The organism is Paenibacillus polygoni (assembly GCF_030263935.1).
Classification (GTDB): domain Bacteria; phylum Bacillota; class Bacilli; order Paenibacillales; family Paenibacillaceae; genus Paenibacillus; species Paenibacillus polygoni.
In genome coordinates this window covers 2,917,204-2,939,019 of the sequence record NZ_CP127162.1, presented here as the reverse complement: position 1 = coordinate 2,939,019, position 21,816 = coordinate 2,917,204, and the positions used below count along the sequence as shown (strand labels likewise).

The 21,816-nt window shown below is 42.2% G+C and carries 17 protein-coding genes; 15 read left to right on the top strand and 2 right to left on the bottom strand.

The window, feature by feature from the left end; genetic code table 11:
• Positions 1 to 131 precede the first annotated feature (131 nt).
• Complete coding sequence (locus tag QPK24_RS14075) at positions 132 to 848, top strand: DUF421 domain-containing protein (RefSeq protein ID WP_285742089.1); 717 nt, start codon at positions 132 to 134, stop codon at positions 846 to 848.
• A 109-nt stretch (positions 849 to 957) separates the two neighbouring features.
• On the opposite strand, the gene QPK24_RS14070 is transcribed toward QPK24_RS14075, so the two are convergent.
• On the bottom strand, positions 958 to 1,074 hold the full coding sequence (locus QPK24_RS14070; protein WP_285742087.1) for a YjcZ family sporulation protein: 117 nt from the start codon (positions 1,072 to 1,074) through the stop codon (positions 958 to 960).
• 291 nt (positions 1,075 to 1,365) lie between these two features.
• Here QPK24_RS14070 and QPK24_RS14065 point away from each other — a divergent pair, with 291 nt between their 5' ends.
• From QPK24_RS14065 to QPK24_RS13995, 14 genes are all read left to right on the top strand, one after another.
• Positions 1,366 to 2,526: a glycoside hydrolase family 88 protein gene (locus QPK24_RS14065; protein WP_285742085.1), complete on the top strand. Its 1,161-nt coding sequence runs from the start codon at positions 1,366 to 1,368 to the stop codon at positions 2,524 to 2,526.
• A 57-nt stretch (positions 2,527 to 2,583) separates the two neighbouring features.
• Positions 2,584 to 3,813, top strand: a complete 1,230-nt coding sequence (locus QPK24_RS14060; protein WP_285742083.1) for an aminotransferase class I/II-fold pyridoxal phosphate-dependent enzyme — start codon at positions 2,584 to 2,586, stop codon at positions 3,811 to 3,813.
• Positions 3,814 to 3,917: 104 nt separating this feature from the next.
• Positions 3,918 to 4,286 (top strand): ribosomal maturation YjgA family protein, encoded by a 369-nt coding sequence (locus QPK24_RS14055; RefSeq protein WP_285742081.1) that lies wholly within the window; start codon positions 3,918 to 3,920, stop codon positions 4,284 to 4,286.
• A gap of 200 nt (positions 4,287 to 4,486) precedes the next feature.
• Positions 4,487 to 4,816, top strand: a complete 330-nt coding sequence (locus tag QPK24_RS14050) for a PadR family transcriptional regulator (RefSeq protein WP_285742079.1) — start codon at positions 4,487 to 4,489, stop codon at positions 4,814 to 4,816.
• 1 nt (position 4,817) lies between these two features.
• Positions 4,818 to 6,149 carry an FtsW/RodA/SpoVE family cell cycle protein gene (locus tag QPK24_RS14045; RefSeq protein WP_285742077.1) on the top strand — a complete coding sequence of 444 codons (1,332 nt, stop codon included), beginning with the start codon at positions 4,818 to 4,820 and terminating at the stop codon, positions 6,147 to 6,149.
• 256 nt (positions 6,150 to 6,405) lie between these two features.
• Positions 6,406 to 6,660, top strand: a complete 255-nt coding sequence (locus QPK24_RS14040) for a hypothetical protein (RefSeq protein ID WP_285742074.1) — start codon at positions 6,406 to 6,408, stop codon at positions 6,658 to 6,660.
• Positions 6,661 to 7,047: 387 nt separating this feature from the next.
• Positions 7,048 to 9,183 (top strand): TerB N-terminal domain-containing protein, encoded by a 2,136-nt coding sequence (locus QPK24_RS14035; protein WP_285742072.1) that lies wholly within the window; start codon positions 7,048 to 7,050, stop codon positions 9,181 to 9,183.
• A gap of 14 nt (positions 9,184 to 9,197) precedes the next feature.
• Positions 9,198 to 10,538 carry an ATP-binding protein gene (locus tag QPK24_RS14030; protein WP_285742070.1) on the top strand — a complete coding sequence of 447 codons (1,341 nt, stop codon included), beginning with the start codon at positions 9,198 to 9,200 and terminating at the stop codon, positions 10,536 to 10,538.
• Positions 10,535 to 12,739, top strand: a complete 2,205-nt coding sequence (locus QPK24_RS14025; RefSeq protein ID WP_285742068.1) for a DEAD/DEAH box helicase — start codon at positions 10,535 to 10,537, stop codon at positions 12,737 to 12,739. Before QPK24_RS14030 ends, QPK24_RS14025 begins: the two co-directional genes overlap by 4 nt.
• A 256-nt stretch (positions 12,740 to 12,995) precedes the next feature.
• The gene (locus QPK24_RS14020) at positions 12,996 to 13,772 is read left to right on the top strand and encodes an NUDIX hydrolase (RefSeq protein ID WP_285742065.1); all 777 of its coding nucleotides are present in this window, start codon (positions 12,996 to 12,998) and stop codon (positions 13,770 to 13,772) included.
• A 657-nt stretch (positions 13,773 to 14,429) separates the two neighbouring features.
• On the top strand, positions 14,430 to 15,914 hold the full coding sequence (locus tag QPK24_RS14010; RefSeq protein ID WP_285742063.1) for a nicotinate phosphoribosyltransferase: 1,485 nt from the start codon (positions 14,430 to 14,432) through the stop codon (positions 15,912 to 15,914).
• Between the two features lie 181 nt (positions 15,915 to 16,095).
• A complete protein-coding gene (nadE, locus tag QPK24_RS14005; RefSeq protein ID WP_285742061.1) occupies positions 16,096 to 16,917 on the top strand; it encodes an NAD(+) synthase in 822 nt (273 codons plus the stop codon).
• Positions 16,918 to 17,054: 137 nt separating this feature from the next.
• Positions 17,055 to 18,722 (top strand): L-lactate permease, encoded by a 1,668-nt coding sequence (locus tag QPK24_RS14000; protein ID WP_285742058.1) that lies wholly within the window; start codon positions 17,055 to 17,057, stop codon positions 18,720 to 18,722.
• A 224-nt stretch (positions 18,723 to 18,946) separates the two neighbouring features.
• Positions 18,947 to 19,453, top strand: a complete 507-nt coding sequence (locus tag QPK24_RS13995; protein WP_285742056.1) for a DUF6944 family repetitive protein — start codon at positions 18,947 to 18,949, stop codon at positions 19,451 to 19,453.
• A 57-nt stretch (positions 19,454 to 19,510) separates the two neighbouring features.
• On the opposite strand, the gene QPK24_RS13990 is transcribed toward QPK24_RS13995, so the two are convergent.
• Positions 19,511 to 21,640, bottom strand: a complete 2,130-nt coding sequence (locus QPK24_RS13990; protein WP_285742055.1) for a serine hydrolase domain-containing protein — start codon at positions 21,638 to 21,640, stop codon at positions 19,511 to 19,513.
• Between the last annotated feature and the right edge of the window lie 176 nt (positions 21,641 to 21,816).

Below are 21,816 nucleotides of genomic sequence, written 5' to 3'. Positions count from 1 at the left end.
AGTCGTCTTCTATCTTGTATAGGAGACGGCTTTTTGTTATGGAATGAATCCTTAGGAGCAGGCTAATGATATCGCTGCCTTGTTAATGGGTAATAGAGATGAAATAGGAACTCGTAGATGAGGTGTGGAATGTGGATGAATATGGTCTCCTCTTGATTAAACTCATTACTGCTTTTACAGCATTATGGGCAGCGACAAGATTATTAGGAAAAAGAGAAATTACTCAGTTGTCTCCTTTTGATTTTATATCAGCTCTCGTATTTGGAGACCTCGTAGGAGATACCATATATGATGAAGAAGTTTCCGTATGGAAACTGATCTTCTCTCTAGTTATATGGGCGCTCTTATCCTATGTATTTGACAAGATTATGGGATATAGTAAATCTTTGCGTAAAAAGTTTGAAGGAAATCCCGACTTGTTAATTAAGAATGGTGAGATTAATATGGAAGCCATGAAGCGGAATAAAGTGGAATTTGAAGAATTAAAAATGATGATGAGACAGCAAAATGTATTCTCATTAAGTGAGGTTGCTTATGCCTTGTATGAAACAAACGGTTCGTTAAGCATTTTGAAGAAGTCGGATTCCGATCAGCCCAGCCGAAAGGACCTGGGGCTGGATACGAAACCTGTTCAACTTCCTCGTACTCTTATTGAAAATAGTAAGCCAAACAGAGAAGCGCTAGCCGCAATTCAGCGGGACGAAACATGGCTGCTTACAGAACTAGCTAAGCAAGGTTACCATACGTTGGGTTCTGTATTATATGCGGAATGGACAGAGGATGGAGAAGTTCAGGTCATAAATACTTATCAGAGTAGCAAGGAGAATAATAACGAAATTTCATTATAGGTACATGATAAATAGGAGCTTACGATAAAGATGACTTGCATCTGATCGTAAGCTCCTTGCGTTTTTTTGCTTTTATTTGTTACATGAATTCATCTGTTTCGGGCATCAATTAGTAACTTTTAAAAGCTTTAGCGATGATAACGAGCAAAATGAACAGAACGAGAATCGCTGCAACGCTAGATTTGTTGTTTCCGTATCCTTCGTTGTTTCCATATACTTCACTCATGTAGTTCACCCCCTCTTTTGTTTCTAATCTATCTTATGCGTAAACCAAATCTTGCGATTGCACGTTTATCATAAATGAGAGAGAACAGGTGATTATTCCTAAGTAATTCATCTACGATAAAACAAATCGCTGACACGTTGTAGATCTAACCCGTGTTTCATTTGAAAAGCATAAAAAGATTTGAATACCGGCAAATCGTGTCGGTATTTTTCAATAATCCATGGTAGAATTTGGGGTGATACAATATTTACCTTGTGAACCACAATTTAAAATTGAAGGAGTGGATCATACTTGTCCCTTGAGCCCAAAGATCAGCATATTTCTGAGCAGGTTACGTGTTGGAAGGATCAGGCTTTTCAACAAGCGGTTAAGAAAGTACTCATCACCTCGGAGCGAATCGGTGCGAGTTTTCCACATGCTAGTCATCAAGGGGTATACGTGTTAGAAGAACCTGCATGGTGGACTGCTGGTTTTTGGCCTGGTCTGTTATGGATCCTCTATGAAGGCAGCGGAGAACAGCAGTTTCGGGATATTGCAGAACAATGTGAAAATCATCTGGACAAGGTACTTGATGGCTATGAGCGGCTGGACCATGACATTGGATTTATATGGACACTTACAAGTCTAGCAAATTATAAACTGCAAGGCGGTGAAGAATCGCGGCGCAGAGCTTATAAAGCGGCTAATTACTTGATGGGGAGATTTAATCTTAAAGGAAATTACATAAGAGCGTGGAATCCATGGAGACCGGGAGAAAACAACTCTGGACTTGCAATTATCGATTGTGCGATGAATGTACCTCTACTCTACTGGGCTTCTAGGGAGAGTGGGGATCCAAGGTACGCTCATGTAGCGAATGCACATATGAATACGGTTCTATCACATTTTATTCGGCCTGATGGGTCGGTACGTCATATCGTTCGGTTTGATCCAGATACAGGAGAAGCGGCAGAATATCTCGGGGGTCAAGGATATGCACCAGATTCAGCGTGGTCAAGAGGAAACGCATGGGCTTTGTACGGTCTAGCGCTTGCCTATCATCACACCGGTAATGAGGCGTATTTACATGCATCCAAACAAACGGCGCATTTCTTTTTATCACAACTGCCTGATGATCTCGTACCTGCTTGGGATTTCCGAGCGCCGGAGGATACTAGACACATCAAAGATTCTTCTGCTGGAGCATGTGCAGCTAGCGGACTTATACTACTCTCCACACTTGTTCCGGAGTGGGAAAGAGCTGTTTACCGGCAGGCAGGAGAGCGAATTCTAGAGTCCCTCTATAAAAACTATGGAACAATTGATCATTCCGAAGAAGAAGGTTTGATTATGCACGGTACGAGCCATTATCCCGAAAAACAAAATGTAGACGTTTCATTAATCTACGGTGATTATTTCTATGTGGAAGGTCTTGCTAGACTGCGCGGGAATCATCAGATCTTCTGGGAGTAGAGCTTAGAATAAAGAAGCAGGGTTCGTAATAAAAAAGAAAATAAAGGTGGACTCATCATGACAATACATACAGAGAATACAAAAGGGTCTTGGCGTGCTGCCAAATTAGATCATTTAGGCTCATCCATTTTTGCAGAAGTGGCAAGCTGGAAAGAAGAAGCGAAAGCAAATGGAAAAGATTTGATTGATCTTGGAATAGGCAGCCCAGATCAGGGACCATCATCTTATATACGTGAGACCCTAAGCAGGGAAGTATTGAAAGAGGGAAGCTATGCGTACCCCAAATCAAGTGGAAGTGAAATCTTCCTTACTACGGTGGCAAAGTGGATGAATCACCGATTTCAAGTCGATCTCCATTCGCAGACCGAAATCATATCTCTGATGGGCTCACAAGATGGTCTAGCACATCTGGCTCAGGCCATCTGTAATCTAGGGGACTTAGCGATGGTCCCAAATCCAGGGTATCCCATTTATTCTGGATCACTTGCTATTGCGGGAGTTCGAGCTTATGAAATTCCGCTTAAGGAAGACAATCAGTTTATGCCGGACCTAGATGCGATACCTGATGAGATTTGGGCAGAAGCTGTTTTTATTTTACTGAGTTTTCCGGGAAACCCGATTGCATCTGCTGCGTCGCAGGAGTATTTCGAAAAATTAATCGCGAAAGCGAGCAAGTGGAACGTACTCATTGTACATGATATGGCCTACTCTGAAATGGGCTTTGATGGTTATCGCCCGATGAGTATTTTAAGTATACCGGGTGCAATTGAAACCGCGGTGGAATTCCATTCATTCTCGAAAAGTTTCCAAATGGCAGGCTGCCGGATTGCTTTTCTCGCTGGTAATGAACAAGCGATCCAGTCTTTAAGGATCCTCAAGGAAAATATCGATTATGGTGTATTTGAACCGATTCAGCAAGCCGCGGTCACAGCCTTGGAACAAGCCATCGCAGAGGGAGAAAATTATACAGGGCCGGCTCCGCTATATGAAGCCCGCCGTGATTTGTTCGTAGATTTACTTGCCAAAGAAGGTTGGAATATTAGAAAACCATGTGCAACGATGTTTCTGTGGGCAAGGCTTCCAGAGCCATTTCGAGGGAAACCTCAGGAATGGGATTCAAGATCATTTGCGAAAGCATTATTACTTCACAGCGGCGTGGCTGTCATACCTGGTGATGCATTTGGCAGTGAAGGCGTGGGTTATGTACGAATTGCACTTGTGCAAGAACAAGAGCGGCTGGAGGAAGCGGCAAGAAGAATTGGGGAATTTATTCGCAGTTATCGCTAATTGATTGATCATGAGAATCCTGGTGACAGGATTCTTTTCTTATTTAATGTAAAACTTTACTTGAGGTACTACGTTATTATGTATAGACAGAAAGGGGCAAGCATATGAAAAGAATCATCTTGGGAATTACTTGTGTAATCATTATTGTATTAGGATTATCACTCCGATCCAAAGTACCCTTTATGGGTGATTTTTTATGGGCAGCGCTCATTTTCTTTTTGTTCTCCTTCGTTTTTTTGAATGTTCCTCGTAGATATCAATTCATTATTCCTTTATTATTCTGTTATTTCATAGAATTTACTCAGTTAGTTCATGCTCCTTGGATCAATGAGCTCCGTGAAAATAGGTTCCTTCAGCTGATTCTAGGACATGGTGTTTTCGGTGTCCTGGATCTCATTGCCTACACTTCTGCAATTCTGGTATCTTACGTAATAACCGGTATTATAGAACGCCGTATTGTCCGGTATAACTAGCAACAATGGAGATAGAATTAATTTATTAATGTAAGCATACATACGACGAGAAAAGCGATCGGTACTATACCAGTCGCTTTATTCATTTTCAAAAATATGAAATAAAAGGAATTTATTCTTGTTTAAGGTAGAAATTAGTTGTACTATATACATAGATTTACGATACATAGATTTACGAGGTATGAAAAGGGGATGTGAAAATGTCTGTAAATAAGGAGCTCCTTAAGGGGAGTACAGTAATTCTGCTGCTCACTGTGCTAAATGAACGAGAAATGTATGGATATGAGTTGATCAAAGAAATTGAAAACAAGTCGGATCAGGTGTTTGTCATGAAAGAAGGGACTCTATACCCTATTCTCCACACACTCGAGTCAGAAGGTCTGCTTAACGCTTACTGGAGTCAGCAGGATGGGCGTAAACGAAAATACTATCAGATTACAGATGAGGGAAAGAGAAAACTTCAGGAAAAGAAGAAAGAATGGATTCAGTTTCGTACAGCAGTCGATACTGTAATAGGGGAGAGAGGATAACGTGCAGAACAGTGAAGAGAATGAAGTGGTCCAGCAATTTTTGGATCAAGTATGCCGCCATATTAAGGTCAAAAAGATGCACCCTGAAATCCGAGAGGAACTTACGAATCATATCGAGGATCGGATAGAGGAATTGCAGCTCCGAGGCAGTTCGAAAGAAACTGCGATACATAAGGCTATCGAAGAAATGGGATCTCCCGATGTGATTGGGAAAAGCATGAATGAAACCCATAAACCAGTGCTCAATTGGAGGATTGCCCTTATTGTTGCGATCATATCATTAATTGGAGTTATTGGAGCAGTCAGTATTGACGTATCGGGTTCATCTCCTATTCCTGATTTGACGGCTAGAAAGACACTGCAAATGGGCATTGGAATCATATTGCTTGTTTGTTTTTATTTCTTTGATTATCAGAAGCTGAAGAAATATTCAGACCAAGTTTTTTTCCTTCTATTATTTATGAACGCATTTATCTTAATGAATAGTCCTATGATTAATGGTGTTAAGGGTTATGTGATACTAGGTCCTTTCTCTATAAATATGTTATACAGCTCTGTTATATTGCTCTTGTTGGCACTTGCGGGAATGAAGCCGATAAAAGAAATGAACTGGATCCATACCATCCTGCACACTTTTTATCGAGGAGTCATCCCTCTATTAATTCTCACTTATATAGGCAATTCTGTACTTTACGGCGGTATAATGTACATGACTTTGTATATGATGTTGATGTGGCTCACCAAAAGAAATGTAAAACAGTTTGCCATCGTTACCATGATTCCTACTGTAGCTTTGTTGTATTTTACAATGCCTCATTTCAATACAATCAAGGAAAGATTCATGCAATTTCTGCAACCGATAGAGGATAATGCCTATCTTCAGATGAAATCAATGGAGGCAATCCGATCGGCAGGATGGTTTGGACAAGGATTTGCTTCCAGTAATCCTGGACTTGGTTATGTTCAAAGTGATTCTTTATTTCCTTATCTGATCTATTGTTTTGGCTGGATTTTTGGCTTCATCACCATTATTCTAATCGGATTGTTCCTTGGATATTTAGTACAGTTACTATCCAAAGTCAAAGAATCATACGGCAGGCAACTTATTTTTGTCGTGTTGTTCTTTTTTACGATAAGATTTGCATGGCCTATACTTATGTCATTTGGATTTCTGCCGTTTGTAGGCATGGAATTACCCTTCATCGGCTATGGAGGAACGAATCAGTGGCTTGACTTATCAGCTATTGGACTAGTTCTATCTATCTATCGCAGAAAAAATATCATTCCTACGGCTGAATTTGCTTCTAGCCATCTTTCTTCATCTAAATCATAAAATATTTGGGAGTCGCTGATTTACCTTTCGTTTCGAAAGTGATAGAATCATTCTCGCATATAAACAAATAGAAGAAGAAAAAGTGAAATCGTACTTTCGATTTCACTTTTTCTTCTTCTAGAAGCAAGTTATTTCTGGAATCTTTATTATGTAATGAAATTGAACTAATTAAATCGTCCTATGATGGGCACTCCTTTTTCTTTGGTATATCAGCAGATTGATAAAGAATATTGATAAAAAAGGGCTTTTTAAAAAAGTGAATGTATCCATCCTTTATAAACTTGGGATAGCGACTCTGATTCTAGTAACTATATACTCTAATATAGACAGTTATCTTCTTAAGCAAGCAATACAACAGCTCGAGATTGTAAATGCCGATCTTGTACTAGAAGATTTTCCTTATTTCGATGGTCTTTTTAGTGCGGTCGGATTCTTTATCTTTGCCTTTGCTTTGAACAAAGCGATTCTTGCCATCGAAGGAAAAGAACAATCATTAAAGAAATACTGCTAAGAAAAGATAGGGTAAGAAAAGAGGTGTTGCTATAAAGTTCGGGATGCTCATAAAAGTAAAGATTTACATAAGAGAACACAGGTTCAAACGGTCCTAAAAACAAAGTAATCGGATGATCTGGGAACCACAGATGAAAGACGTGATCGATCACAGTAAAAATACCGCCAAAGACGGCTGTGATGTAAAATAAAATCATACAAAGAATGTAACTGGGCTTAAGCAACTTTCTTAATTTCATAAATAAACTCCTTTTAGTAGTCTTGGTTGTCATATAAAAGATCTTAAACGATTCCTTAATGTTAAACAATAAATTCCAGAAGTTATTTTAACCCTCCTTTGATAGGAAGTGATTTGTTATAATGAAATCGTGATGGAGGTATAGCCTTTATGGATGATAATCAGAATAGGATTCAGCGAAGTGCAAATGACGGGAAATCGATCCCGAAGCAATCTATTCATCAGAAGAATGAGATTCGCTTTGCGGAATACGAATGGATGGATGAAGAGAAAGAAGCAGAGATTCCGAGAAGAGAAGATTTTTCTCATGCCCTTTCAGAACCTGAGGAAGAAGTTCAGGATCTTACTTATGTGCCTATTGACGCTGAATGGGACGGGCTTGATTTTCTAGATGATATGCAGGTGGACGACTGGAATCCATGGAATGAGGAGAGCAGTGAAGACGTCTTCTTAACTAAGCAAGTAAAGAACAACAAGACTCCGGCTCCCTTATATAACAGGGAGGTTGATCCTGCTTTTGATATAGACAAAGTAAAACCAATCATGATGCCAGAAGATACGTTGAAGCGGAAAGGGAACCTTGTCGTGTCTCCACAAACGTTTGAACGGGATGCTGATTGGGAGAAGCAGTTCATATTCCTTACACGTGAGCAAACTTTTGTGAAGCAGGCCAGAGAATTTGAATCTGTCGTTTGTTCGGAAGCACCCTTTGTCTCTTATCGGGCGTACTGGCCAACCTATGAACAGATGAGTTCAGCCCAGAAGAGATGGTATTTTTATTGGCGTAAGGAAGTAAAACAAGGCAGATATCCAGATACAGATCTATCCTACTTGTTTCTTTATATCTATGAACTGATTCATGGTGTAGGTTGGTCTGCTCCAGAGGAAGGTCTCGCTTTACTGGACGAAGTCTGGTTTGGTTATGGAGAACGCGAAAAGAAGATTGATATGTACATGCGCGAATGGATATTTGATTTTTGCTTAGTACACGGACTTGAAATGCCATATAAAGAGCTCATGGAGAAAATTCCGCGCAAACTGTCTGACGAATTAAAGGAACGCGAATGGATGCGCAGGTTTACTTCAGATCCTTTAGATTTGTCTTGGGATATGCTAATGATGTTAATAGATTATAATGCAGAACAGAGCAGCTTTTTCAAGGAACAAGGACGTAAAGAGATGAAAACTTATGCGCCTAAGGTGATCGCCTTAGTTGATCGGTACTGGTTGAAAAAGCATGGGCTTCGTCTAATCCATCGTTTTTGGCCTGAAGAAGTGACAAGTAAGAGGATATTATTCCGCAGTGCGGTGTATGATCATGATTTTTATGGAAAACACGCCGAAGTCAGGGTGTTTCCGATCAGCGAGCATCCACCGCTTCGTGCCTATTTAACACAGCTGGTGCGTTTTACGGAGAATAAGCTTCGTGAATTGATGGGGGTTAAAGGACGGCTTCGCGGAGTGAAGTTGGAATCCGAGGTGGAAGAGCTGGTAACCCGTTACCTCAGAAGAGAAATAAAAGAACGTGAAGTACAAGCAGCGAAGAAAGCTCGTCCTGCAGTGAAGATTAATACGAAGAAGTTAAGACGTTTACAGCAAGAGTCGGAAGAAGTAAGAGACATGCTGACGATTGATGATAATAATGCAACACATACTGCAACAGAAGCAGGTAATGTTGGTACGCGGAGAAAGCAAGCTGCACCGAATCCAGGTAAACTGCAAACGATCCAAACCGAGATGAATTTTGGCGGTTCTGTGCTATACAGCCCTCCACCTGCAGATGAAGATCAATCTCCTAATATAGAAATTTGGAAGGCAGAAGAGACTTTTGTAGAAAGAACTGAGGTTGAAAGGACGGTCGCAAAAAGTTCTGTCATAGAAGAGACTGACGTGAAAACTACCGATGTAGAAACGACTGGTGAAGAAACGCATGGTGCAGAAACCACTGGTGCAGAAACGACCAATGTAGAAATGAATTCTGTTACAAGTGTGGAACAGCCAGGTTATCACTTCGTGTGGAATACCGACAATATGGAGGAAGAATGGCAGGAGCTGGCGGAGCGGTTAAGCGCAGCTCAACTGGAAGTTCTCTATATACTTAGGGATCAAAAAGGGTCTGCTGAGCTGCAAAGGATCGCTACTAAGGCGGGGTCCATGCCTGAACTAATGATAGAAGAAATTAACGAAATATCGATGGAGATTATCGGTGATATTTTGATTGATGGGGAAGAGATTACAGAAGAATATATAGAAGCATTACAAACTTTGAGTTATACGGATGAATAGAGGTGAACGGCTTCATGAAACAACTGAAAATACCAAAAAGACTAACGACAGCACTCGTCAATTCTTTAACCGCAGGGGTCGTGCCAAGAGTGGGTCTAGAACATATCGCGGTTGGACGGAAACCGGAGGTCGAATCGATCCTGAGAGACATGGATAATATTGCGGAAGGCGGGGCTGCTTTTCGGCTGATTACAGGACGATACGGGAGCGGGAAAAGCTTTTTGCTGCAGATGATTCGGGGCTATGCCATGGATCGTGATTTTGTAGTAGCGGATGCCGATTTATCACCGGAGCGCCGACTTGTGGGAACAAAAGGCCAAGGTCTCGCAACCTATCGTGAACTGATGATGCATTTATCAACGAAGACGAGGCCTGACGGCGGTGCACTTGAAATCATGCTGCAAAAATGGATTGCTTCCCTTCAGCAGGAAGTGATGATGAGTAGTGGTCTGCGCCCGGATGACCCGGCAATGAATGAAGCGGTCGAAATGAAAATCTACGCAGTAACGAGTGACATGCAGAATCTTGTGCATGGATTTGATTTCGCTAAAGTTCTTGCCGCTTATTGGTCGGGTTATAAACTTGCAGACGAGGACCGTAAAGCAGCTGCACTGAGATGGCTTCGGGGTGAAGTCCCTACAAAGACGGAAGCGCGCAAGGAGCTTGGTGTTGGCGTAATTATTGATGATGACAACTGGTATGATTATATGAAACTATGGTCTGAATTTGCTGCGAAAATCGGCTATAAGGGACTACTGCTTTTCATCGATGAAGGGGTTAATCTTTATAAGATTACGAACACGATATCGCGGCAGAGTAACTACGAAAAACTGCTGACCATGTTCAACGATACGATGCAAGGGAAAGCAGAACATTTGGGGATTTACATGGGCGGAACTCCGCAATTTGTTGAAGATGAACGAAGAGGGCTGTTTAGTTATGATGCCCTGCGCTCAAGACTGATCGATGGACGTTATGGCGGCGGTGCGCTCAAAACGTACACTTCACCTATATTAAAGCTGGACTTGTTATCTCATGAAGAGATTCTTATCTTGCTGCAAAAACTGCGCGATATTCACGCGATGCATTTTGGATACGAAGCACAGCTAACCGATGAACAGTTGATCGCGTTTATGCAAGCAGCTGTTGGACGGCTCGGCGCCGAAGAGATGTTAACCACGCGTGAAGTGGTCAGGGACTTTATGGATCTTCTTCATACTTTGCATCAGCATCCGGAAGCAACATTTGAAGGATTGCTCGGTGAGAAAGAAGCGGTATTTGCCGGCAGCCAAAAAGTGAATCCATCTAGGGACAAGGACGAGCTGGATGATTTATTCACGGAGTTTGAACTATGAGCAGCGGGCCCTTCAGAAGACTGGCACCGTTCATTCAAGAATTTATATACAAAAAGAAATGGGACACACTGCGTGAAGCGCAGGTAGAAGCCTGCCGTGTCCTTTTTGACACAGATCATCATCTGCTTATCGCATCCGGAACAGCTTCGGGGAAGACGGAAGCTGCTTTTTTTCCTGCGTTAACGGAGCTGTATCATGATCCATCTGAATCGGTAGGGATTCTATATATTGGCCCTCTTAAAGCACTCATTAACGATCAGTTTGAACGGGTTAGTGATCTGCTGAAAGAAGGACAAGTTCCCGTGTGGCACTGGCATGGAGATGTCAGCCAAGCAGAGAAAACAAAACTGATGCAAAAGCCATCGGGCGTACTTCAGATTACACCTGAATCCTTAGAGGGACTCCTGATGAATCGTCCGAATGCCATACCTGCCCTGTTCCATGACCTCAGGTACATTATTATTGATGAAGTTCATGCATTTATGGGCGCAGATCGAGGAATGCAGGTGATCTCCCAGCTAACTCGTATTCAGCGAATGGCCTCCTGCAAGCCAAGAAGAATCGGTTTATCTGCGACACTGAGTGATTATGATGCAGCAGCTGGATGGCTTGGAGAGGGTACGCCTCAAGCGGTGGAGGTGGTATCCCCGCAAGGAAGACGGAAACTGCGAATCTCGATCGATCATTTCTCGTTCCCGGATGCGAGAGACGAGAAGCAGGCGGAACAACTGGAACTGGCTAAAAAAGCCTACTACGATTATCTATACGATGTAACCCATCTAAAAAAAGCGCTAGTATTTACGAACAGCCGGTCCGATGCAGAATTAACTACGCTTGAACTGAGACGAATTGCTGCAAAAAGAGAACAGCGAGATGTATTCCATGTTCATCATGGAAGCATCTCCGCTATGCTGAGAGAAGAAACAGAAAATGCCCTTCGTACCGGGCAAGGCCCGGCAGTAGCAGCGGCAACATTAACGCTCGAACTCGGAATTGATCTCGGCGAGCTGGAGCGCGTGATTCAGTTAGGTGCGCCTTATAGCTGTTCAAGCTTTGTCCAGCGTCTTGGAAGGTCTGGCCGAAGGGGAGATCAGGCATCTGAGATGCTGTTTCTGTGTCCCGAAGAAGAGGATGAAGAGGCAGAACTCCCAGCCCGAATGCCGTGGACTTTGCTTCGTGCCATTGCAGTAACGGAGCTATACGTAAGGCATAAATGGGTCGAACCAGTCTACATCCGTAAAAAACCAATAGGCGTACTCTATCATCAAACGATGAGTACACTGAAAAGCATGGGAGAGGCAGAACCTGCTGAGCTGGCTAGAGCGGTGCTTACGCTTCCTTCATTTCGGCAGATTGAACCTGCTGAATATAAAACGTTCCTGCAGTATCTCCTTGATATCGATCATATAGAGCGGACAGAGGAAGGAACGCTCATCATCGGACTAGGCGGGGAAAAAATTGTGAATAACTACCGATTCTATGCGGTGTTTAAAGATGATGAAGAGCATACCGTATATAACGGTTCGGAGGAGATTGGCTCGATCACCACGGTTCCCCCGCCAGGTTATTGTTTCTCACTTGCAGGCAAGCTATGGAAAGTAGAAGAAGTAGATACGAAGCATAAATCCTTATATGTAAAATCGGCTAAAGGCAAGGTGGACACGCTTTGGCTCGGTGCGGGCGGAGATATTCATACACTGGTGATACAGAAAATGCGCGAGGTACTGGAGAGTGATGATCTCTATCCTTACCTTACACCAAGTGCAGCTAATCGACTTGAGCGTGCGAGAAGGCTTGTGAGAGAAAGCGGACTTTTGAAAAGTGTCGTTATTCCGGCAGGAGGAGACTCGTTTTTTATTTTACCTTGGGCAGGCAGTAAGCAGTTTCGTACCCTTGAACGCATGCTGAAGCATAACCTCGCGGGACGGCTTGAACTTCGATCTCTCGTTCCAATGGAACCCTATTATATGGTGGTTGCCGGGAATACGGATGAATCAGCAATCTGGAAAGCGATTTTGTCCGAACTTGAGAACAATAAGGACGCAAGTACACTTCTTGATGAAGATGAGGCTCCTTATCTCAGTAAATATGATGAGTTTGTATCTCCGCAGCTTGTTCGTACCGCATTTCATGTAGATGGTCTTGATTTAGAAGGACTTGCGAAAGTATTAATAGATCGATATTCAACGACGCAGGTTTAACTAACTATTTTTTTAAAAATCTCATTCTTAAGTGGACAAGTCCAGACTATAGACAAACTAGCTATACTAGTTTGCCTGTAGTCTTTTTTTATTGCGCTAAATGTAATAGGCAAGGAGAGCCGAGGGTAATCTAATTTCAAGATGATAAGTAAAACTTAGAAAAAGAAAAATAGGTAAATATTGGTTGACATACATACCCTTCATGCATATAATACAATTAACAAAATGATAATTGTTATCTAAGGAGAGTAATGCGATGTCTAATAAAGCAGCCCTAGAACAATATGATATTAAAAAATACAGAACCCCTGATGGATATACTTCGGACATTGCTGTTTTTACCATTGTCCCCGTTAAGAATCAAGAATTCAGACCCCCTGTAATGGATCTTAAAATTATGCTGATCCAAAGAAGTATGGTTGATGGGGAAGGAAGGCCTAATATTGAGGCTGGGAAATGGGCGCTCCCCGGTGGCTTTGTAGATGCGAAGGAAACCGCTTTTCAAAGTGCTGAGCGTGAGCTGTACGAAGAAACCGGAATTCAAAATATTCATTTGGAACACTTTGGGGTCTATGACAAACCAGGTCGCGATCCTAGAGGCTGGATTATAACCAATGCACATTTTGCGATTGTACCTGAACATAAACTCTCAGCAAGAGAAGCGAATGACGACGCATCTGATGTTCAGCTTTTCTCCGTAAGTGAGGTGCTTGAACTAGATCTTGCCTTCGACCATGCGAAGATCATTACGGATGCCATACAAGTGATTAGGCAGAAGCTGCTTGAGACGACAGCTGCAAAGCAGTTCCTACCGGAAGAGTTTACTTATTCTGAACTTCAGGCTGTTCTTCTCACGGTAACGAATGATTCGGCGATCGCCCTTGAAGCAGCCTTTGCTCGAAAAATTAAATCCTTGCCTTTTATTGAGGAAGTAACCGGACAGAAGACCACAAGAACTTCGAAAAGGCCGACTCAATTATATCGGTTTGTAGACGTACAACTTCATAAGTCCATCTATCATGCGAAGCTATAATCTGATTGTCTCTAAAGTAAGGGCACTTCGCAATCACCTTTGCAATCATCTGTGAAGTGCCTCCTAAACGTGTATGTGAATATATATAGCAGAAGTAAAAGGTAGGTGAAAAATAATATTCGCTGCTTTTCGCTATAATAATTAACAAAAGGATAATAGTTAAAACAAATAATAAAGGAGATGTTACCAATGAAGATGAAAAAGCCCTGATCAATATTGATTATACAAATGATTTTGTTGCAAAGGATGGAGCACTCACCTGTGGAAAACCGGGTCAAAGAATTGAAGAAAAGGATTAACGCAATAACAAATGAGTTTATATTCATAATCAGGAGGATGTCTTTTTTACAATCGATCTTCATCATAAAGAAGATTCCTATCACCCTGAAACGAAACTTTTCCCTCCGCACAACATAGAAGGTGCAAGCGGACGCAAACTATTCGGAGGTTTGGGGAAAATATATGAAGATCATAAAGATGATAATCATGTATTTTGGATAGATAAGACGAGATACAGCGCGTTTCAAGGGACCGGTTTCAGGCTTGTTATTCATGAAGATGCCGTTGCAAGCTTATGATCAAGCGGTTATCACTTGGCACTGCGCATTTTGCTGGGACACTAGGCTCAGCGATCTATAGAAATGGAGGAATAGTGAAATGAAAAAAATGAAACTTACGCAGTATAATCATTTAGATGATAGTTTAGCTCTCCATACAGATCGGTATCAGATAAATATGGCTGAGGTCTATTGGAAAGAGGGAATACATAAGCGTAAAGCTGTATTTGAAGTGTACTTCCGCAAGCTTCCTTTTCAGAATGGATATGCTGTTTTTGCTGGATTGGAACGCGTCATTCGATATCTACACGACTTTTGTTTTACCGAGAGCGATTTGGCGTTTCTTAGAGAAGAAGGATATAACGAAGATTATCTTGAATATCTGCGCAAATTAAGGTTTACTGGTACGGTGAAATCAATGCAAGAAGGAGAACTGGTATTTGCGAATGAACCGCTGATGCGCATTGAAGCGCCGCTTGCTGAAGCACAGCTTGTAGAGACGGCTATTCTGAACATTGTCAATTTTCAAACTTTAATAGCTACAAAAGCTTCTCGCATTAAGCAGGTTGCGGGTAATGACTCATGCATTGAATTCGGAACAAGAAGGGCTCAAGAGCTGGATGCTGCGATATGGGGGACAAGAGCTGCTTATCTAGCTGGGTTTGAAGCTACCTCTAACGTTAGAGCAGGAAAAATGTTTGGTATCCCTATAGCAGGAACCCATGCTCATTCCATGGTGCAGGCCTATCGTGACGAGTATATTGCATTTCGAAAATATGCCGAAGTTCATCAAGATTGCGTGTTTTTAGTGGATACTTATGACACGTTAAAATCTGGCGTACCCACAGCGATTCAAGTGGCGAATGAACTTGGTGATCGGATTCATTTTAAAGGTATTCGCTTGGACAGCGGTGATCTCGCTTATCTATCTAAGGAAGCCCGCCGTATGCTCGATGAAGCAGGATACACGAACGCCAAAATCTATGCTTCTAATGATCTTGATGAACATACGATAATGAACCTCAAATCCCAGGGCGCACGAATCGATGTGTGGGGAGTCGGAACAAAGTTAATTACGGCCTATGATCAGCCTGCACTAGGTGCAGTTTATAAACTGATTTCGATTGAAGACGAGCAAGGTGAAATGGTGGATACGATCAAAATTAGTTCGAATCCAGAAAAAATTACAACGCCCGGGCTTAAAAAAGTGTTCCGTATCATTAATAAAACGAATGGAAAGTCAGAAGGAGATTATATTGCACTTGAAGAGGAAGAACCGGGTAAGGAAGAAGTGCTTCATATGTTCCACCCTGTTCACACTTTTATTGGAAAGTTCGTTACCGGATTTGAAGCTAGAGAGCTTCACCAGACGATTTTCGAAAATGGAGAATTGATATATGATCTTCCAACCCTTCAAGAAATTCGTGATTTTGCTCAGCGTAATCTCCATTTATTGTGGGACGAATATAAACGGACACTGAATCCGGCAGAATATCCTGTGAATTTAAGTAGAGAGTGTTGGGATAACAAAATGAAACGGATCGAGGAAATAAGAATAAAGGTAGAAGCGTTTATGAAAAAGTAAAGGAGGGAAGATAGATATGAGCGTCCAGACAAAATAATGAATACAGCGGTCAACAGCGGATGAACAGGGTTAACCTGGTGATTCAGAACAATCCAAAATTGGAAGCATTTATAGGAATGAATTCATTTCGTACTCATGAAAAGGTATTATGAAATTAACTCGAATAGGGAGGAATGTAAGAATGGATAAGCAACAAGAAATTAAGGAGTCCTTGCACGTAAAAGAGGTCATTGTTCCATCGGATGAAATTCGTGAGAGAGTTGATTTTCTAAAAGAGTACTGCAAGAAGGCAGGAGCGAAAGGGTATGTACTCGGAATTAGCGGAGGACAGGACTCTACGCTCGCTGGGCGACTTGCACAGCTTGCTACTGAGTCACTGCGTCAAGAAGGATACGAAGCTAAGTTTACTGCAATACGGCTTCCTTACGGTACGCAAAAGGACGAAGAAGACGCTCAGGAAGCACTGAAATTTATTCAGCCCGATGATACCATCGTGTTTAATATCGAAGAACCTGTGGATGCCTTAGTAAGTGCATATAGCTCCTCCACGGGTGAAGAATTAGGGGATTTTCACAAAGGAAATGTCAAAGCAAGAATGAGAATGATTGCTCAATACGCTGTAGGAGGAGAAAGACAAAGCCTTGTTATCGGTACAGATCATGCAGCAGAAGCGGTTACTGGATTTTTCACTAAATTTGGTGATGGTGGCGCGGATATCGTTCCTCTTACAGGGCTTACAAAGGGGCAAGGGAGAGAACTGCTCAAAGAATTGGGTGCGCCTGAGCGGCTCTATTTAAAGACTCCGACTGCTGACTTATTAGATAATAAACCACTGCAAGCGGATGAGACAGAACTTGGTATTAAGTACGACACGCTGGATGATTTTCTTACAGGAAAACAGATCGACCCGGCAGCAGCTGCTAAAATCGAGCAGCGTTATCACATTACGAAGCATAAAAGAGAACTTCCAGCTACCCCTTTTGATCAGTGGTGGAAGGAATAGAGCAGGTAGAGAAAGTCGCTTAAGTAGCGGCTTTTTTTGCTGGAGATACTTATCTATTTAGAAATCAAGACTTAGAAAGTGAAATTTAGGGAATATTTATTACTACACTTTAAGTTTGAGTAAAGGAGTAAATAACCTTGAATTTCCTTGAATTGATTACGGCAGCTATGCCGATTCTTTCGGTATTGATTTTTCTTGTGATCTTGCGGATGCCCGCAACCGTTGCTATGCCGCTTAGCTTTGCAGTAACTGCTGTTCTGGCTTATTTTGTATGGGATATGCCGCTGATCAACCTTACAGCTTCGGCAGTAGAGGGTGTATTTGTTACTCTTACCGTGTTATTTATCATATTCGGCGCGATTTTGCTTCTGAATACGCTCACTCATGGGGGAGCACTTGCTGTGATCAGGGAAGGTTTTATGAATATCTCCGAAGATATGCGCGTACAGGTTATTATCGTAGCCTGGTGTTTTGGAGGATTCATCGAAGGAGCAGCTGGTTTCGGTACCCCGGCAGCAATAGCAGCGCCATTGCTGTTAGCTCTTGGATTTCCTCCCCTAGCCGCTGTAGTAGTGGCACTAATCGCAGACAGTACGCCCGTTGCTTTTGGAGCTGTAGGAACCACTTTTAATGTGGGAATCAGACAGGGCCTTGATGAAACATCACCTGTATTTATGAACTATTTGACAGAGCAAGGTATGGATATCAGCGGCTTCTTGCAAGCCATTGCGATGCGGCTAACTCAGATTGATATCTTTATCGGTACCTTTATACCTCTTATTTTAGTTCTTATGATTACAAGGGTATTTGGTAAAAACAAGTCTTTTAAGGAAGGATTTCAAATGGCCCCATTTGCGATCTTTGCAGGACTAACCTATACCATACCAGCAGCACTTGTTGCTACTTTTGTAGGTTATGAATTCCCTTCTCTGCTTGGAGCCTTAGTCAGCCTCATTGTTGTTGTCCTTGCTGCTCAAAAAGGATTTCTAATGCCTAAAGGTGAACCGTGGTGTAAATTCGGTCCTTCTGAGTATGTCAAGAAAGAGATCAGAGCAGAAGAGGAACAGGAAGCGTCAGGACATACGCTAACGTTGGCTAAAGCATGGGTACCCTATATTCTGATTGCAGTATTACTTGTTTTAACTCGAGTGATTAAACCATTACAGCGGTGGCTTCAGGGGATAAGCATCTCATGGAGTGATATCCTCGGTACAGGGATTAGTCAGAATTGGCAAATTCTATACTCTCCCGGATTCATCTTCTTGCTAGTTGTCGCCATAACTGTGGTTCTTCATGAGATACCAAGAAATAAAATGAAACGCGCTTTTTCTGAAGCAGCAGGCTCGATGGTAGGAACCGCCATTGCGCTGGCATTCTCTACAGCCATGGTACGGATCTTCCTGAATTCGGGAATCGAGGGAGCGGCATTACAAAGTATGCCGACGGAACTAGCAGAGCTTGCATCTAATGTGTTCGGAGGAGCGTGGCCAATAGCTGCCCCATTCATAGGAACACTTGGCGCTTTTGTATCAGGCAGTGCAACATTCAGCAATATGATGTTTAGTTCTCTACAATTTGATGTAGCTTCCGTGAATGGATTTGCCCCAGATCTTATCATTGCACTTCAGGCGATCGGATCTGCTGCGGGAAATATGATCTGCGTTAGTAACGTCGTCGCTGTATCCGCTGTCGTTGGGGTACTGGGTAAAGAGGGGCAGATCATAAGATTAGCGTTAATCCCAAACTTGTTTTATGTTATCTTGTCGGGAATCATCGCTATGTTGATTGCGATGGTAATTATATGAACGAAGAAGCAGAGTACGTATAAAAAAGATTGGAAAGAAGCGGCTGAACATAATCAGTCGCTTCTTTCTGTTTGTGATGAGTATATCGAGTGGTCCATCTTGAAGTCCTATTCCTTCTCTTGTCAAAGCAGCGCAGACAAGAAACCCGTTTTCTATAAAGTAAAGACCAATCTCTTATTTAACCATATAATAAAATATCTTATTTATAGAGGAAGGAGAATACAATGGCTCAAGGCTTAGAAACGATAGGGCTATGGATTGCGGCCTTGGGAACCACACTGATCGCTTCCGTCTCTAAGGAAGGGGAAACTTCCAAATTATACGTAAACGGTACCTGTTCTGCGGCGATTGGAGCTATACTATCGGCTTTGGCTGCAACGAGGACAGTGAAGATTAGAAAGACAGTTCGAGAAAAACTTGAAAGACGAGGCACCTTTCTAAGGGCCGTTGGTTTCGCATTAATCGCCGAAGCAAAAGGTATGCCGAGCAGTATACGTATCGCAGGTGCCTTTAGATCCATCGGTAATGCAGTCGCATTGTTAGGTCTTGAACTGCCTAGCAGCAATAAAAAAAGAGAAAAACGGATAGAGGAAGGCAATGTTTTGGCTGTACTGGGAGGAACTTATGAAATTGTGGAGGCAGAAAAGCCATTAACTAGAGTAGAACGAATTCGCTTCTACGGGAATATTCTAGAGACAGTCGGAGATGCCCTCAGTCTAAATATAGAATAAAAATAACAGGCATTTCGGGTAGACGAATAAACGTCTGGGGAAATGCCTGCCTTGTTTTTATTGTTTCGTGGCGTCAGCTTGATTTGCTGTCGTATTTTCTTGCTCTTTCGCAAGTTCAGCAACGATCTGGTCGGTTGGCTGAGTCAGCAATTGGTACATAAGGGCTGCTGCTTCTTGACGAATAAGCGGTTTTACCGATTGGTAATTAGCAGAACCATTTCCTTGCAATTTAACTTCTGGTCCATATAAACCTAGTTCGATCATCATTTGAACAGCAGGGACTGCCCAGGTATCTGTTTTTCCAGAGAGTTTTACATTACTGAACAATTGCTCTCTGTATTGCTGTTTAAAAATCCTCCATAACAACACTGCTGCCTCTTGGCGGGTGATAACCTGATCTGGTTTGAACAGCTTCTCCTCTGCACCTTCAATCATCCCGATCTCGTAGCCTGCCTGGATGTAACCGGCAGCAGAATGAGCAGCCCAGTCGCTGTCAGCATTAGGCTTGGTTTTGCTTTCTGGGATACCGCTGAGTTCAAGGATTTCCTGGATAAACTCTGCGCGAGTAAGGGCATCTTTTGGATGGAAATAGGTGCCTGCATCGTTCGAATAGTGACCAAGTGATTGCAGTCCATAAATATACGTTTCGTAAGCACTGCCTGGGCGGACATCTTTAAACCCAGCTGCTTTTTCCCCTTTCTTCTCGTAGCCGAACGGGTTTAAATAAGGTTCTTTCATATATATACTTCCATCTGTATTTTCTTTAAAACCGGTGAATTGACCGCTCAGTTCATCCATGAATAGATTATCATCTACTTGAATCAACGTGCGAGAACCAAGATATGCATCGTATATTTCCATTTTTCCAGCTTGGTCGTCCGCGTCTTTTAGTTTGCTGACAATCGTTTTCAGGCGAAGATCGGAATAAAGCCCCGCATAACGCTGAAGTTCTTCAGCTGGTTGCGGTTCGTAAGGATTGAACTTTGCAGGTTCTGCATACTTAGGAAAGAAAGTAGAGATGAATGCTGGGTAGAATAAATTACGCAAAGCCCCCGTCTGGTTGTACGTAAGGAATACACCCGTATTTTGCTCTGGAATAAGGAAGAGATAAGAACTGAAACCGATCAGATCTCCTGCTTTTGTAATAATTTTGGAACTGCTTCCTGCTCCCGGTATTTGAAACGGTGATTCAAATCCATAGGTGGTATCTGGCAGCAGGGGATGAATTTCAGAACGGTACGTTTCCATACTTGTTACTGTATTTTCATTCAGTATGCGGTTCTTACCGTCAGTTCCTCCATTCAGGAAAGCAATCATAAATTTACCGATATCCTCTGCAGTAGACATCATGCCTCCTTGCGGCATGGGCGATGGTGACAAAGCGTAGAGATCAATCGGATTACGAGCAGCATCATAAGCGATAGAAAGTTGTTTTTTGAATTGATCGTTCAGCATAAAGCCGCTGTTTTGCATGCCAAGAGGCTCAAATACATGTTTTTGCATATAGGATTCAAAAGGTTCTCCGCTGACATTTTGGACAACGAGTCCTAATAGTAGTGATGCGAAGTTATCGTACATATAAGAACTGCCAGGTTCACGAACAACAGGAGGCATGTGCTCTTGAACATAGTCCTCCATGGATATGTATTTATTAAAATCGGCATGAATATCTTCTGCCTGAGGATCGCGTATTTCAAAACCAGTCGTATGGGTAAGTAAGTTTTCTATAGTGACGGGTTTATCATAAGGGTTATCGAATTCAAGGCCCGGGATATAAGTTTTAAAATCGTTCGTAAGACCTATTTTCCCTTGTTCGATTAACTGCATAATCGCAACTGCGGTGAAAGTTTTAGATATGGAGGCAATGCGGAAGGCTGTTTTTTTAGGATCAACGGGAGACTTTTCTTCGAGGTCAGAGTAACCATACCCTTTTTCTGCAATCACTTTGCCGTCCTTAACAATAATAACGGAAGCACCTACATAATGTGGTGAAGCCTGCTGTGAGTTGAAGAATTCATCTAGAAATACCTGAGCTGTTTCGGGAGAAAGATTTTTTGGTGCGCTAGCAGGTGATGAGAGGGATGAATCGGCCTGTGCGGTTGGCAAGAGTACGCCCAAGAAGAGGAACAGGGCTAGAAAAGCAGCTAATAACGGTTTCCTTCGAATAAAGACAGGTGAAAAATTCACACAATCACTCCTTCTTTAATATCGGTATTCCGTGGGTTCTTCACGGATATCAAGCTCATTATAGCAGAGACTTTATTCCAATAAAAGGAATTTCATCGTTATTACTGATCAAGGAAAAGGAAAGGCACAGGTTAAAAATATATACATTAATAATGTAACAATTGTCATAATCAGGA